Origin of the sequence: Planktothrix prolifica NIVA-CYA 540 (assembly GCF_963864145.1) — a bacterium.
GTDB classification, from domain to species: domain Bacteria; phylum Cyanobacteriota; class Cyanobacteriia; order Cyanobacteriales; family Microcoleaceae; genus Planktothrix; species Planktothrix agardhii.
Genome location: NZ_CAWLTW010000001.1, coordinates 2,228,784 through 2,244,715, shown reverse-complemented (window position 1 = coordinate 2,244,715; position 15,932 = coordinate 2,228,784). Strand labels below are relative to the sequence as shown.

7 protein-coding genes and 1 pseudogene are annotated in these 15,932 nt (G+C 39.0%); 3 read left to right on the top strand and 5 right to left on the bottom strand.

Annotation, left to right across the window (positions count from 1 at the left end; translation table 11 throughout):
- Window positions 1-60 precede the first annotated feature (60 nt).
- Window positions 61-768, top strand: a complete 708-nt coding sequence (locus AC559H_RS10365) for a methyltransferase domain-containing protein (protein ID WP_233422944.1) — start codon at window positions 61-63, stop codon at window positions 766-768.
- A gap of 36 nt (window positions 769-804) precedes the next feature.
- Here the strand turns inward: AC559H_RS10365 and AC559H_RS10360 are convergent, their stop codons facing one another.
- From AC559H_RS10360 to AC559H_RS10345, 4 genes are all read right to left on the bottom strand, one after another.
- Complete coding sequence (locus AC559H_RS10360; RefSeq protein WP_026794510.1) at window positions 805-7,071, bottom strand: glycosyltransferase; 6,267 nt, start codon at window positions 7,069-7,071, stop codon at window positions 805-807.
- A gap of 95 nt (window positions 7,072-7,166) precedes the next feature.
- Entirely contained in the window at window positions 7,167-8,579 is a 1,413-nt protein-coding gene (locus AC559H_RS10355; protein WP_026788900.1) for an ABC transporter ATP-binding protein, read from the bottom strand.
- A 67-nt stretch (window positions 8,580-8,646) separates the two neighbouring features.
- Complete coding sequence (locus AC559H_RS10350) at window positions 8,647-9,492, bottom strand: ABC transporter permease (RefSeq protein ID WP_026788901.1); 846 nt, start codon at window positions 9,490-9,492, stop codon at window positions 8,647-8,649.
- Between the two features lie 265 nt (window positions 9,493-9,757).
- Entirely contained in the window at window positions 9,758-9,880 is a 123-nt protein-coding gene (locus tag AC559H_RS10345; RefSeq protein WP_087882202.1) for a DUF8629 family protein, read from the bottom strand.
- Between the two features lie 294 nt (window positions 9,881-10,174).
- On the opposite strand from AC559H_RS10345, the gene AC559H_RS10340 reads away from it, so the two are divergent.
- Window positions 10,175-13,183 (top strand): UPF0182 family protein, encoded by a 3,009-nt coding sequence (locus tag AC559H_RS10340; protein WP_026794509.1) that lies wholly within the window; start codon window positions 10,175-10,177, stop codon window positions 13,181-13,183.
- Window positions 13,184-13,189: 6 nt separating this feature from the next.
- Here AC559H_RS10340 and trpD read toward each other — a convergent pair whose 3' ends face one another.
- Window positions 13,190-14,269 carry an anthranilate phosphoribosyltransferase gene (gene trpD / locus AC559H_RS10335; protein WP_026788904.1) on the bottom strand — a complete coding sequence of 360 codons (1,080 nt, stop codon included), beginning with the start codon at window positions 14,267-14,269 and terminating at the stop codon, window positions 13,190-13,192.
- Window positions 14,270-14,479: 210 nt separating this feature from the next.
- On the opposite strand from trpD, the pseudogene AC559H_RS10330 reads away from it, so the two are divergent.
- A pseudogene (locus AC559H_RS10330) lies at window positions 14,480-15,932 on the top strand (hypothetical protein); the annotation flags it as partial.

The window sequence follows — 15,932 nt, the reverse complement described above, 5'->3', positions numbered from 1 at the left end:
GTTATGAATTGACTGAAAATTGAATGTAAATTAAGAATGAACTGCTGAGGACATTAAATTATGACACTCACGGCTGATGCTGAAACACTTTCTCCAATTTATACGTTTCGTCGTTTTTTTGCCAACCGATATTTACAGGGAAATGGCATTGAAGTTGGAGCATTAAATCATCCTCTGGAGGTTCCTTTATCCGCTCATGTTCAATATGTGGATCGGATGAGTGTTCCTGATTTAAGAAAACATTATCCTGAGTTAGCTGATGTTAATTTAGTTTCTGTCGATATTATTGATAATGGTGAATTCCTAAAAACAGTTGAGAATGAAACCCAGGATTTTGTGATTGCAAATCATTTCATTGAACATTGCCAAAACCCGATCCTGACGATTGAAAATTTATTACGGGTGATTAGAAAAGACGGGATTTTATATTTAGCTGTTCCCGAAAAACGAACTTGTTTTGATTGTGATCGCCCAGTCACTTCTATTGAACATTTATTAAAAGATTACCAACAGGGCGCGGAATGGTCTCGACAAAATCATTATGAAGAATGGATTGAATTAGTAGAAAAAGAAACAGATGAAACCAAAGCAGAATGGATGGTTAAAGAATTGATGAGGCGAGATTTTAGTATCCATTTTCATGTTTGGACAACTGCCGATTTTGTGGATTTTCTGCTCACCTTAAAACACCAACTTGGGTTTCCTTTTACTTTGGAAAAGATTTTTGATAATTGGAATGAACTGATCACTATTATCAGAAAAGTATAACAGTAGAGACGTGCCATGGCACGTCTCTACACTGATTTAAAATCGTTTAGGACGCAATACACACAAACAGAAATCCGATTCTAACCCTCCAGGAATTTCCATTAATATTTGTTCAAATTCCAACAAAAGTTTAATTAGTGTTTCTCCTTTCGGATCACCGGGTAAAAACTGATTATGATCTAATAAAGGATACAGAGGATGAAGAATTGCGCCCCCAAACGGATTGAATAGTTCAATATCAAAATAATACTCAATAAAGGGTAAAATCAGTTGAGAACGAACCGCTTCTGAGGGGTCAGTGGCAAAGACTTGATGAATACTGGGATTAATAAATTTATTTTCCATAATCCCAGAACGAATTAATTTATGGAAACATTGGTATAGGCGGTTGATTAGTTCCACCTGGCGTTTATTGTAGATGCAATAATTAGCCCCAACATATTCATTAATAATGAAATAGCCCTGGGGATGTAACGCCTTATGAACCATTTCTAAAAATCGTTCTAGTTCCCGAACGTGATGCAGAGAACCGGAACAAAATGCTACATCATATTTAACCTCTGGATTCAGGTTAAAGGTATTAAAATCTTCCTGATAAAAATTAACCTTAACTCCAGCTTTTTTAGCGTCTTTTCGCGCAATTTCTAAGGAAGATTCCGAAAAGTCAAAGGCATCAATGTGTTGAGCAAATTCCAATTCCGCCATCAAAATTTCATGATTCCCAATCCCACATCCCAAGGAAATCAGATGATTAAATTTTTGACCGACAAAATAATCTTCAATTAACCACCGTAACCAATATTTTTGGGTTTGACCTCCAGACATTCTTTGATGGATGGTATCCCCAATAATCGGATTAGAAACCCATTGACTGGCGGCGGCATTAGGATTAGTTTCCCAATAATTTTTTGCTTGAGGTTCGGCAATTTCAGGTTCAGGATGATTGACTTCGACGGCGGAAATCGTGACCGCAGAAGGGGGGTTAATCTGAATCTCTAAGGATTCAACGGATTGGGAAGAAAAGAAGGAATTAGAAGCCGGATAGGGATTAATAAAATAGGCTTCTTGGAAGATTTCTAAATAACTTTGAGTCATTTCCTCAAAGGTATTCAGAGACTCCAAAACATACTGGGAATTTTGAGCAAATTCCTGTCTTAAATCCGGGTTTTCTAATAGCGATGTTAAACATTTGGCTAATTCTTCCGGTTGGTGGGGCGTGTAAAATAAACCATTAATTTCAGGACGCACCTGTTCAGGAATTCCAAATACGGGAGTGGTGATAATCGGTAGGTTATATCCCATGGCTTCCATAATCACTCTGGGATAACTTTCCACGCGAGAGGTACAGACGAAAATATCCGCAGCCAGGAAATATTGGGCGGTTTCTGGAGTTTCTGGAACTAGGGTTAATCGCTGTTTTAAAGTATCGGGAAGTTGGGCTTTTAATTGAGCTAATTCGGTGCTATAAATACTGGGGCGATCGCCAACAATAAAACAACGAATTTTGTTATGATAATTACTTGATAATAGGGGTAACGCTTCAACTAAATCCTTTTGTCCTTTGCGTTCACAAACCGTTCCCAGTAACAAAATAACGATTTCGTCTTCTGCTATTGATAACGCGGTTCTGGCTGCAATTCTAGTTAGCTGTTCTGATGTTTTAAGTAACCTTTGAATATCTAAACCATTATGAATCACCGTAAAGTTGTGATGACTATTTAAAGATTGATAAAGATTTCGGGTTGCATCAGCAACAAATATCACCCGATAGGGAAATTGGAAACACTCTAAGGCTCGGGCTGAAATTTCCGAACCCAATCCATTAAAATAGGTTTGCCAAGCCTGACTTTCATGGATATTCCACACACAAGGAATTGATTTTTGTTTAGCACAATCCACCATAAAAAAGGTTTCTAAAGTATTAGCATAAACTAGATCAAATTGTTCTATTTGTAGTTCATTTGCTAATCTTTCAATGACAGTATTATAGGCTTCCCGTTGATAAATATTAGCTAGGGGATGTTCCCTGACAATTACTCTAATTCCCTGCTGTTCATAGGCATAGCGTAACGGCCCATCATCAACACAGAAAATCGTCGGTTCTAGTTTTCCTTCGGCGGCTAACTTAACCACAATTTCAAATTGATGTAACGGTGCGCCCGTATATTCCAGGGCATTACTGCACATTAAAACCTTTGGAATCGGGGCAAAATTAGCAGTCAATTTTAATTGATAGCGTCGAGGTTGAATTTGAAACCATTCATTATCTAAGGATAAATTAGGGTTATAAAAAGGATCAATTTTATCGGCATATTGGCGACGGAATTTTGCCACTTCTTTCGGGTCATCTTTATAACCGCGACTGGTTCCTTCTCGGTGAATTAATTCCGCTTCCGGGCAATAAACCGATTGATAACCCTGTTCAAATAATCTATATCCATAATCCACATCATTGTAAGCAACGGCAAAATCAACTTGATTAAATCCCCCTAAATCTAAGAACAATTGACGAGGAGTTAATAAACAAGCCGCCGTCACCGCCGAATAATTTCTGACGACTTTAGAATAGGCTAAATAACCGAAATCTTGACGGTGGGTTAACTTAAAAGCATGACCCGCCAAACCATGATGGAGTCCATGTAATATTCCAGCGTGTTGAATCCGGTCATCGGGATAAATTAACCGCGCCCCAACTGCCCCTACGCCTCGGATGTGAGCATAACCCATCATCTGAGTTAACCAATGGGAATTAATCACTTCCGTGTCATTATTCAGGAATAATACATAATCCGTATTCACCTGTTCCACCGCCCGATTATTAATCGCAGCAAAGTTGAATTTTCCTTGATTAGCTATTTTTAAAACTGATATTTTTTCGGTGTCGCTGATTTTCTTGAAATACTCTAGGGTTTTGGGGTCGTCGCTTTCGTTATCAATAATCACAACCTGATAATTTTGATAGGTTGTTTTTTTAATTGATTCGACACAAGCCTGGAGTAATTTAAGTTGATTTTTAGTCGGAATAATAATCGTTACGGACGGCCCTTGGTCGGGAAATTGATGATAAAAAATTCCTAGATTCAGTTCACTGGCCCAATTCGGTTGATAAACTTTTCCTGAACTTTGAAGACGGGTTAAGGCTTCTTGAATGGCGTGTTTTCCGGCATCAAAACTCGCGGGTTTTGCCGCTCCAGAAACGGCCGTTGAGCCGGGGGCGGTGCGCCAATGATAGAGAACTAAAGGAATATGACCAATCTGGCGAGAAATTTCCGTTGCTCGCAGGGCAAAATCATAATCCTGTGACCCTTCAAATCCAATTCTAAATCCGTCTAATTTCTCAAAAATTCCTCGTCTAACTACTAATAAATGCCCCATATACATATAGGAAAGCAAGAGTTGGGGCGACCAATCGGGCTTAAATTGGGGGGCAAATCTTTTGCCATCGGGGTCAATTTTATCGTCGTCGGAATAGAGAAAATCGGTTTCGGGATATTGGATTAAATATAATGCCATTTCCCCTAACGCATCGGGGGTTAATTCGTCATCGTTATCTAAAAAGGCAATAAATTCCCCGGTTGCTTGACTAGCTGCACTATTGGTAGCCGCGCTAATATTGCCATTTTCGCTGCGGAAATAGACTTTAATTCGAGCATCTTTTGCTGAATATTCAGTTAATAATTCTACGACTTGGGTATTGGTACTACAATCATCGGCAATACATAATTCCCAATTAGTATAAACTTGGTTAATTACACTTTGAATCGCTTTTTCCAAGAATTCAATCGGGGGGTTATAAACGGGCATAACCACGGAAATTTTAGGCAATATTTCTGGCGAATAAACTGTTAATCGAGTTTTTAAAGACTCTAAACTGCGTTCTGTCCATTGATTAGCAACTAACCAAGCCTGATAGGGTTCAATTGGTTGCAGTAATTCAAAGCCTTGGGGGGGTAAAAAATCCCCCTGGGGGACGGTTGTTTGCCGATACATCATGCTCATTTGCCGCAGAATTGCTGGAATTTCCCAAGGCATCGGTAAGAGACGACCTAAACGTTGTTTTCGTTCTCCTATTCGTTTTTGAATGGCTGCCGTATAACGAGAAACTTGTTTAATTTTTGTGGTGCTTTTTTCTAATAGTCCGTAGCGGGAAACTTGTAAGGTTTGGGGACAGTTATAAATCAGAATTTCCCCATTTTCTAAATGGGCTTCTAAACTAATTTCCCAAGTTCCTGGGGGTAAATCAATTAAGGCTTCAAACCCACTTTCGGCGCTTCCTATCCAATTAGGAAAAACCTGCCCCACATCAACACGACGTAACCCATAGGCACAAATCACCCATTGATTTCCATAGATTAATTTTAATTGTGTAATTCGCTGATTCGGATGGCAACACCAACCTGCAAATAGGATTTGTCCCTGTCGTTGTTCCCACTGTGACGGCACATCAAAGGAGGCTCTTAAGCTAGAAGCCGTTAGGGGATAACGGGCAAATACCGTCCATTTTCCATTACTATCTTGGGCTTCTAATTCTACTAAGGAATTGCCTTGAGGAACGCGAATTTGAAGATAGAATCCTGATGATTTTGCTTGGGGATAAGCTAAATGAATATCCGCCACATCTTGACGTTCAATACCATATTCTCCGGCAAAAATATCCTTGCCTATTCTAGCTCTCACCGCTTTTAGTTGTTGATTTCCAGTATAAAAACACCAACCGGAAATATTCAAAAATTTCTCCGTAAATCCAATTAATTCCCAATTCAGGGGAAAATCCAGCGAGTAAATAAATCGACGGCGAAATTGTTTTAAACGTCGTTTAGCACCCAGCCATTTTCCTCGCAGTTTCCAAAATTTGGAGGACTTCATAGCGACAATTTCCTGTTGGGCTTTACCCAGTTCATCTTCTAAACTGAATATTTTATTTAAGGCTTGTTCAAATTGAGATTCTGCTCCCAACAATTTCATTTGAGTTCGCCCTAATTCATCTTCTAAGGTTAAAAGTTTGGTCAGTCCATCTTGATATTGAATACTTAAATCTTGGAATTGAAATTGAGTAATTCCCAGTTCCGTTTCTGATTGAAGGCAGCGCCTTAATATTTCTTGATATTTGGCATCTACAGCTTGTAATTGCCCCTGGGTTTGACCTAATTCTATTTCTGTGGTGACGAGTTTATCTACCGCCTGCTCAAATCGGGTTTTAAACCCTTCTAATTCCCCTTGGGTTTTGCCTAATTCTGCTTCTGTAGAGATTAACTTAGTTATAGCTTCCTCGGCTTTAACTTCTATACCATTGAGTTTTAATTGAGTTTCACCCAGGAGATTTTCAGTTTTAATTAAACGTTCAACGGCATCGTCAAAACGTTCTTGCCATTCTTGAATATCTTTTTGTAAAATATCTCTATCTTTGAGCAATATATCTAAATCTTTTGCTAGAACAGACTGATTTTTTTCTAATTTTCTGAGTTTTGCCCAATCTTCAAACACCCAATCGGCTGATAAAGGTTGATTTAAACTCTCTAATTCCAATGCCGTTAAATGGCTATTTAATGGATAAGCATTGTTTTCTAAGGTCTGATATAGTTCGATGGATTCAGGAAAATAGGCTTTAATAAATAGGGGTTTTGGAGTCGCTAAAATCCGATTTACTAATAGGGACGGTTCAAATTGATTGGAAAATTCACCCTGTAAATTAAGATTAAATTTATGATTGATTTGTTTGATAAAATCAGCCGTTTGATTGCCAACAGTATAAACATTTGCTAATAGGCAATTATCGGGATATTTATGATAAAATTCTAAAATTTTGCGGTTATAATTGCTCCACATTTGGATAGCAATTTCGGGATGGTCTAGTAAGATAGCATCCGTCGCCCGACGATATAAAGAGTCGATAACTTCCCAGGGAGAACGATAGACAAAAATAAACTTAGCCTGGGGTAATAATTGATGCCAAAAGTCTAAAAATAAAGTAGTTCTAGGATCTTTCCATCCCCAGGCTGAAGAAGAATCTTGATTAATTTCAATCAGTTTTTTAGCGGATTCTATCTCTTGTTCTGTGAGAGAGATTTCCCCTGAGAATACACACCCCAGTTCATCAATATCATGGCTTTTAAAAACAGATTTGTGAAAGTCTACAAAATCAACATTTTCAAAATGACCTTTAATATTCCCATAGTCTACACCGACTAACTGTTTACCAATATTAACCCCTAGATTTTGCAGTAGGGAAGCGGTTAAAGAGGTTCCTGAACGGTGCATTCCAGCAATAATAATAACGGGAGAGGTGGTGTTAGTTGTATCCATCATGTTCTTGTGTTTGGTTTCTATTTCAGCGTTTTAATCACAAAAAGGGGAATAGGGAATACCAGATAATATTCTTACAACCTCGGTGCGGATTGCTATAGTTCCGATGCTGTTTTTACTAAACCGGACTTGATTTTTAAACTGGGTTCAATCAACAAATCCACTACCCCAGTGCTACAGGAATCTTCATAGGGTTGAACTCGGAACATCCCAACATCAATACAGCGATCTAAATAAGTGAATTCACCCTCTACAATACCAGAAACTCCCGCATTCAGGAAATAAACATCCGGTGATAATTGACATTCAAACTTAAATTTGATGGCAATGGTTGTTCCGGGTTCAATCTGTTTAATCGACTGAGATGTGGCTAAAAAGGAAGCTCCCGCTAATTCAAATCCACTCACGGTTTTAATTAACATTCCAAAGCGAACATGGGAGGCGAGTTTATCAAATTTCACGGAATAGGTGTAAATATAACTATTTCGAGCGACTAAATGATTAACCGTTTCACCCCCTAAAGTAATAATATGGGGTTCTAAAATTTCAGCCCCACGGGAAGGATATTTAATCGGATGATCAGGAACTAATTTGGGATCAAAATAATCTTTATAATGTCCATTTTTTGTATTCCAAGAAGGTAGGACGGAGGGAGAGGCTGGGTTTTTAGGATGGGACTGATTTTTTTGAGAATCTTCTTCAATTACCTCTAAAGGTTGGGAGGATTTACGGGTTAAATGTTGAATTTCATCTCGAATCATGATCATTTGATCGGCATCGGCATAGATCATTTTTTGATATTTAGAAATGATCATTTTAGGAGTATGTTCGAGTAACAATTCTCCCCGATCCATTAATACAGCCGAGTCACAGAGTTGAATAATTGAAGGGGCTGAATGGGAGACAAATAAAATGGTTCCACCCCGATCTTTGATTTCATGAATTCGACTAAAACATTTACGTTGAAAGGCTTCATCCCCAACGGATAACGCTTCATCAACAATTAAAATATCAGGATCAACACTGGTAGCTACCGCAAATCCTAAACGCACATACATTCCACTGGAATAGGTTTTGACAGGTTGATCAATAAAATCTCCAATATCAGCAAAAGCAGCAATACTATCAAATTTGGCTTCAATTTCATGGGTTTTTAATCCCAATAATTGACCATTAAAAAATACATTTTGTCGCCCAGTAAATTCAGGATTAAACCCACTACCGAGTTCTAATAATGCTGAAACTCGACCATTAACTTGCACATCTCCTTGAGTTGGGGTTAAAGTTCCAACAATTATTTGTAATAGGGTACTTTTTCCCGAACCATTGCGCCCAACAACCCCTAAAGTTTGGCCTTTCCAAACTTCTAAATTAATATCTTGCAATGCCCAAAAATTATGAGCCAGACTCTTTCCAGGCACAAAAATTTCCTTCAATCTATCCACCGGATGGCGATAACGTTTGAAGCATTTAGAGACGTGATTAACAGATATAGCAATTTCGGTCATTCGATGTTGATTTCGGTGGTTTATCAGTGATCAGTTTGTGTGTGAGTTGTGTGAGGAACTGTCACCGCTACAAAACGTCAGCAAAGGCTGGACGCAACCGTCTATAAACCCATAGGCCTAAACAAAACATAACCAAGGCGAATATTGAGGACATGGCTAATTCTCCCCAATGTCTCATTTCCCCGACTAAAACTAAATCTCGATAGCTTTCTGAAAGTCCAGTAATGGGATTACACCAAACAATCCAAAATTGCCAGGATTCAGGAACTTTAGCGACGGGATATAAAATCGGCGTCACATAAAACCAAAGGTTCAAAATTACGCCTAAACTCTGGGGAATATCGCGTAGAAATACGGTTAATCCGGCTGTTAAGTAGCCTAACCCGGCGGTTAATAGGACTTGGGGTATCCAAACTAACGGCAGTAACCAAAGGGTAGGGTGGAGGATTTGAGAAGACAAGGCGGTTAAGCCAATTAAGGCCACTAAGCCAAAGGAGCTTTCAATAAAGGCGGAGAAAATCGGTACCAGGGGCAATAGTCCCAGGGGAAAAACCACCTTTTTGACTAAGTTCGGCTGTCCGACAACGGAACTGGCTGCTTGAATTAATCCATTTGTGAAGGCAAACCAAGGAATTAAACCCGCAAATAGCCACAGGCCAAAGGCTAATTCGTTATCGGGAAAACCCTCAAGATTGAGTTTGACCTTGAGAACAATGGAAAAAACATAGGTATAAATCAGCAGTTGGGACAACTGATTCAATAAAGGCCAGAGGTTGCCGAGAATCGAACCTTTGTATCGTGCCTCTAAGTCCCTTCGGACTAATGTACTGAGCAGATTCAGTTTGAGGGATAATTTGCTATCGACAAGCGACCACTGACTCCCACGCCCCGAACTTCTGACAAAACCCTTGATTGACCGCAGCAATTTTTTCGTCCTCGTTCACTACACACACCATGATTTCAAGCTCACCACCGGACACAAAGGGCGAAGAAGACCTCAACCCTAGAGTCAACAGTGTTATCAGATATCCCGGCTAGAGGATTATTACTCCCAGATCTTGATCTTAGTCAATTCAGTGTGCCATATAAGGTGTCCAGAAAGCTAGTCCAAGAGGTAATTACGAATTACGAATTACGAATGGGCAAGAGGCAAGAGTTTACTCCCCCTGCCCCTCTAATTAATGAGCGGAACCGTTACCATGGTAATCGTCGCTGTTATAGAAGCCGTTTTTGGTTCCAAAGAACAGACAGCCCAAGGTAAAGAACACCGTTAATACGGTCAGGATTAATTTAATATCCATTTTTGGTAATCAACTCCACTGAATACGCTTTTGATTGTAGACGTTTCTGAGTTGGCCGGGGTATAAGTACCTAAACAAAATTAATTACACATCCTCTACCCAGATCCGGCGTTCCCTCCCCCCCCTAGCCCCCCGTGCACGGGGGGTTTGGGGGGCTGTTCCCAGATCCGGCGTTCCCTCCCCCCTACTAGCCCCCTGTGCACGGGGGGTTTGGGGGGCTATTCCCTGTCTCAACATCTAGGCTTGATCGGTTACAATAAAACCCAAGAGTTTCTCATCGCTTAATTGAATCTCATGTCGAGAAAAAATCTGTTTTTTAAAGTGATTTTAGTGGGATTGAGTTTGGGCTTTATCCTCGATTTCACCGCTAAGTTTTGGGGTGAATTTCTTTGGTTTGAAGAAGTCGATTATTTGTCGGTTTTTAAAGGAAGATTATGGATAGAAGTTGGGTTAGCGCTATTGGGTTTATTAATCACTGTAGCTTGGTTAATGGGAAATTTAGTTATAGCTCGACGCCATCGATATTTACCTCAACATTTACAAAATAAACCTCCCGATCATCTTTTTGATTTATCTCATCAGAATTTACCTCGATTTTCCTTGGGATTACCTTCGCTTTTAATGCTGGTGATGGGTTTATCCCTATTACTAGGTTTGATTATTATTCATTATAGCCAGATTTTTATTAGTTATTGGCATTGGGATGCGAGTCAACCTCTATTTTCTAATCTACCCGCCCAGTTTGAACCTAATATTTTCGAGAAATGGATTAAAAATTTTAAAGATTACAGTTGGAAAATCCCTGTTTTATTAATTTTAGTAATTTCTATTCTCTGGAATCCTCTGATTATTTTTAGTTTTATTGCTTTAATTTTTGGCTTTGGTTTTAGCCTATTATTATCAAGTCATTGGGCAAGTTTCTTGCAATATTTTCATCCCACTTCTTTTAACCAAATTGAACCATTATTAAATAGAGATATTAGCTTTTATATTTTTAGTCTCCCCATTGCTCACTTGTTAGAATTTTGGTTAATTGGATTGTTTTCAGTTAGTTTTATTACTTGTAGTTTAATCTATTTACTCTCTGGAAATAGTATCAGTCAAGGACGATTCCCAAGTTTTTCTCACCCTCAGCAACGTCACCTGCACGGATTAGCAGGGCTTCTGATGTTCAGTTGTGCGATGCGGTATTGGTTAGCCCGTTATGAACTTTTATACTCCACTCAGGGGGTAGTATTTGGGGCAGATTTTACTGATGTCAATATCTTAAAACCCAGTTATTTATTGTTATCTATAATTGCTATATTTCTTTCTATTTTTCTGATTTGGCAATCTCTTTTTTCGGTTAAAAAAGTTAGACCATATATTGATATTTTTTTAAGAAAAATAGGGGTACTATCTCTAATTAAAAACCGAAATTCACGCCGAGATAAATTATTCGCAGATAGCTATTCCCTTAGAGTAATATTTACTTGGTATTTAGGATTTGCGATTCTGGTAGTAGGTATTATACCAAATTTAGTTCAACAGTTAATTGTTCAACCCAACGAATTAGAGCGAGAATTACCTTATATTAAGCGGAGTATTCAGTATACTCGCCAGGGATTTAATTTAGATAAAATCAACGTTGAAACTTTTGATCCGAATGCTAAATTAAGTTATACCGACATTAAAAATAATAATTTAACGGTAGATAATATTCGTCTTTGGGATAAACGACCTTTATTACAAACTAATCGTCAATTACAACAAATTCGCCTCTATTATGAATTTTCCGACGCCGATTATGATCGCTATTCTATTCTACCCGATAAGTTTTTAGGAAAGTTCAACACAGGTTTACAAAAACAACAGGTACTCATTTCTCCCAGGGAATTAAACTATGAATTAGTCCCAGAAAAAGCCAAAACTTGGGTTAACGAACATTTGGTTTATACCCATGGTTATGGTTTTACTCTCTCCCCAGTTAATCGGGTTGCGGAGGGTGGTCTTCCTGAATTTTTTGTGAAAAATATTGGTGCTGATCCACGATTAGATCAAGATACAACCTTAGAAGTTTCTCCCCGTATTAAAAATATAATTCCTATTGGTAAACCTCGACTTTATTACGGGTTACTTACCAATACTCAAATAATGACTTCAACTAAAGTAAAAGAACTCGATTTTCCCCTGGGAAATGAGAATGTTTATAACATCTACAATGGCGAGGGCGGAATTGTGATTGGAACTGGATGGAAACGGTTGTTATTTGCCTATTATTTAAAAAATTGGCAAATGTTATTTACGGATAACTTCACCCCCGAAACTAAATTACTTTTTCGGCGCAATATTTTAGAAAGGGTAAAAGCGATCGCCCCTTTTCTACATTATGATAGTAACCCCTATCTAGTAGTTGCTGATTCTAACTCGCCATCCATTGATCATAACTATTTATATTGGATGATTGATGCTTATACTACCAGTAATATGTACCCCTATTCCGATCCTGAAGGAGCCGGATTTAACTATATTAGAAATTCGGTGAAAGTGATTATTGATGCTTATAACGGTAAGGTTAAATTCTATTCATTAGAGGAAGATCAAGATCCGATCATATCCACACTGAAACAGGTTTTTCCCGATTTATTTAATTCTATTGAAGAAATGCCCCTCACCCTGCGTCAACATATTCGCTATCCCGTTGATTTATTTAGTGTTCAATCTCAACATTTACTCACTTATCACATGAGTGATCCGATTGTTTTTTATAATCGGGAAGACCTCTGGCGGGTTCCAGTAGAAATTTATGCGAGTAAACAACAACCCATGGAACCCTATTATTTAATCATGCGATTACCGACGGAAAAAACCGAGGAATTCATGCTGATGCTTCCCTTTACTCCCGCTAGTCGGAATAACTTAGTCGCCTGGTTAACGGCTCGTTCTGATCTCGAACATTATGGGAGTTTACTATTATATCGTTTCCCGAAACAACGCCTAATTTTTGGCCCGGAACAGGTAGAAGCTTTAATTAATCAAGAACCCGAAATTTCCGAGCAGATTTCCCTCTGGAGTCGTCAAGGATCACGGGTAATTCAAGGGAATTTATTAGTGATTCCCATTGAACAATCCCTACTTTATGTTGAACCTTTATATTTAGAAGCAGAAGAAAATAGTTTACCGACCTTAGTTAGAGTCATTGTCGCTAGTGAAAACCGAATTGTGATGCGACCGACCTTAGAAGAAGCATTAAGAGATGTCTTTCAATCCAAACCGATTCAACCCTCTGCTCCCTTAAATTTACCTCAGCAAAAAGCCAGTTAAATAACATTAATCCTGAAGAAATTTAACCAATTCTTCCAGTTTTGACCAAGCCACACCACTTTGTAAAATCTCTTGAGCTAAACGAATTCCAAGCGAGTGGTCGCCCATGGGTACAACACCCCCAACTTGTAAGGCTAAAGACCCATTCAGAGCCACCACATCTTTTTGCGCCTGTGTACCTTTTCCCTGCAATAAATTTCTTAGAATCTCCGAATTTTCCTGCACTTCTCCCCCTTTCAGGGCTGTTAGGGGAGCGAAAGTTAACCCCAATTCCTGGGGGTTGAGAGTGGCTGCTTTAACCTCTCCTTGGGATAAAATTGCTAAGTCGGTAATATCTCCTAATCCCGCTTCATCAAGTCTTTCTCGTCCATGTAAAACAATCGCAACCTCCGTACCTAATTGGTTTAAGGCTTGGGCAATAATTGGGAGCATTTTAGGATCAAAAACCCCAATAATTTGTCCGGTTGGATATAGGGGATTCACCAATGGCCCTAATAAATTAAATACGGTTCGGACTTTCAGAGTTTGACGTAGTTGGGCCACGGCTTTGAGGGCGGGATGCCAACCTGGGGCAAATAAAAAGGTGATTCCGACAGTTGATAATGCCTGTTTGACTTTTTCGGAAGGTGCTTTTAAGTTAATCCCCAAGGCTTCTAATACGTCCGCAGAGCCAACTTTACTCGATGCCGAACGATTTCCATGTTTTGCTACGGGAACCCCGGCTGCGGCCGCAATAAAGGCAACGGTGGTGGAAATATTGAAGGTGGAAGCTCCATCGCCCCCGGTGCCGCAGGTATCAATCACACGGTAGTTAGAAATGATGCCGGAATTGCTTTTGGTGAGGGTATCCGAGGAGCCAAAGGATTGTAAAACCGAGGCCATTCCGGTTAATTCCGTCGCTGATACTCCTTTGGCTTGTATTGCCGCCAAAATCGCCCCAGAAAGGACGGGAGGAATTGTTTCTAAGAGCCATCCCTGCATTAATTGTGAGGCTTGGGTTACAGAAAGGGATTGGCGGTCTAACAGTTGTTGTAATAATTGCGGCCAAAGATTGGGATTAGTTTGGGATGGATCAGGATTTGTCATGAAAAGTGGAGCTTATATTAACCATTGTTCAGTTTACCGTATTTTTTGAGAGGAGTTGAACAAGGATTAAGAGGATTACACGGATTTCGCGGATTTTTTGGATTAAGAGTGATTAAGGGATTTTCTTTGTTGAAAGCTATATGATAAAAATAAGTAAAATCCGTGAAATCCTTTAATCCGCATAATCCGTGATTGTGGCTTTGTTTTGATATGAAACTCACTATTTTTAATGAATTAGACTTTTTGCCTGCTTTACGGGCTTTTTTTGCGGAGTTGCAAGTACCGATCGCTTCTGTAACGGATGCGCCAATTCCTGCTAGGGAAATTCTGGAAAATAGTTATAAAGATCGGGAATCTTTTCGTCTCATTGATGATGTTTATTTTTTGGGGATGGTTGATGATGCAGCATTCAAGGGTGGTAAGAGTTTAGCAATTGATAAAATTAAGTCGGATGATGATGGGATATTGATTTTTGGGATAACTTTGCGGGGGCGTGATGATGGTTTATTGCCAACGCGATCGCAGTTAGCAGAAATATCACGGGCTTTTAATCGGGAGTTTTGCTATACACCTGTGGTAGTTGTGTTTAAGTATGGCGAATATCTGGCGTTTGCCAATACGGAGAGATTGAAATATAAAGATAATCGTGAAGGTGAGAAGGCAGGAAAGGTGACACTCTTAAGGGATATTGATATTAGGCAGCCCCATACGGGACATGAAAGAATTTTAGCGGATCTCAAGATTCCAACTGTGGGTAAAGATCGGGTAAATTCCTTTGAGAAGTTATATAAATATTGGCGGAAGGTTCTTGATGTTAATCTGTTAAATAAAAAGTTTTATCAAGAGGTTTCAGCTTGGTATTTTCATGCTTGTAAGCAGGTGGTTTTCCCCAAGGATGCTAAGGACAATCAAGAGAGTTTAATTAGGTTAATTACACGGTTAATGTTTGTATGGTTTTTGAAGGAAAAGGGCTTAGTTCCTGATGCTTTGTTTGATCACGAAGATATGCGATCGCTTCTCAAGAGTTTAGAACCGCAGGAAAGCAACTATTACAAGGCAATTTTGCAGAATTTATTCTTTGCAACCCTGAATACGGAAAAAGATCGGGCGTTTATTAAGCGTTCTGGTAGTCAGAGTCATCAGTACATGGTGCATAATGTATTTCGCTATGAAGACTATTTTCAGGAGCCTGATCAAGTAATTAATCGCTATTTTGCTGAGATTCCATTTTTAAATGGTGGTTTATTTGAGTGTTTGGATATTCCGTCGCAGAAGAATACAACTGAGCCAGAGATTAGAATTGACGGGTTTAGTGATAATTCTAAAAATCCTTTATCGGTTCCCAATGAGTTATTTTTTGGGGATTTTCAAGATGTGGATTTGAATGCGGATTTTGGTACGAGTCGCAAGAAATATCAGGTTCGTGGCTTAATTGAAATCTTTAATAGCTATAAGTTTACGATCGCTGAAAATACACCTTTTGAGGAAGATGTGGCGCTTGATCCTGAATTATTAGGTCAAGTTTTTGAGAATTTATTGGCGGCTTATAATCCAGAAACTCAGACGACGGCGAGGAAACAAACAGGTTCTTTTTATACGCCCCGTGAGATTGTGAATTACATGGTGGATGAGAGTTTAATTGCTTATCTTAAGAATTATTTGC

Coding starts and splice junctions, on each gene's coding strand:
- AC559H_RS10365 (WP_233422944.1), top strand. CDS start 61: ATGACACTCACGGCTGATGCTGAAACACTTTCTCCAATTTATACGTTT.
- AC559H_RS10360 (WP_026794510.1), bottom strand. CDS start 7,071: ATGGATACAACTAACACCACCTCTCCCGTTATTATTATTGCTGGAATG.
- AC559H_RS10355 (WP_026788900.1), bottom strand. CDS start 8,579: ATGACCGAAATTGCTATATCTGTTAATCACGTCTCTAAATGCTTCAAA.
- AC559H_RS10345 (WP_087882202.1), bottom strand. CDS start 9,880: ATGGATATTAAATTAATCCTGACCGTATTAACGGTGTTCTTTACCTTG.
- AC559H_RS10340 (WP_026794509.1), top strand. CDS start 10,175: ATGTCGAGAAAAAATCTGTTTTTTAAAGTGATTTTAGTGGGATTGAGT.
- trpD (WP_026788904.1), bottom strand. CDS start 14,269: ATGACAAATCCTGATCCATCCCAAACTAATCCCAATCTTTGGCCGCAA.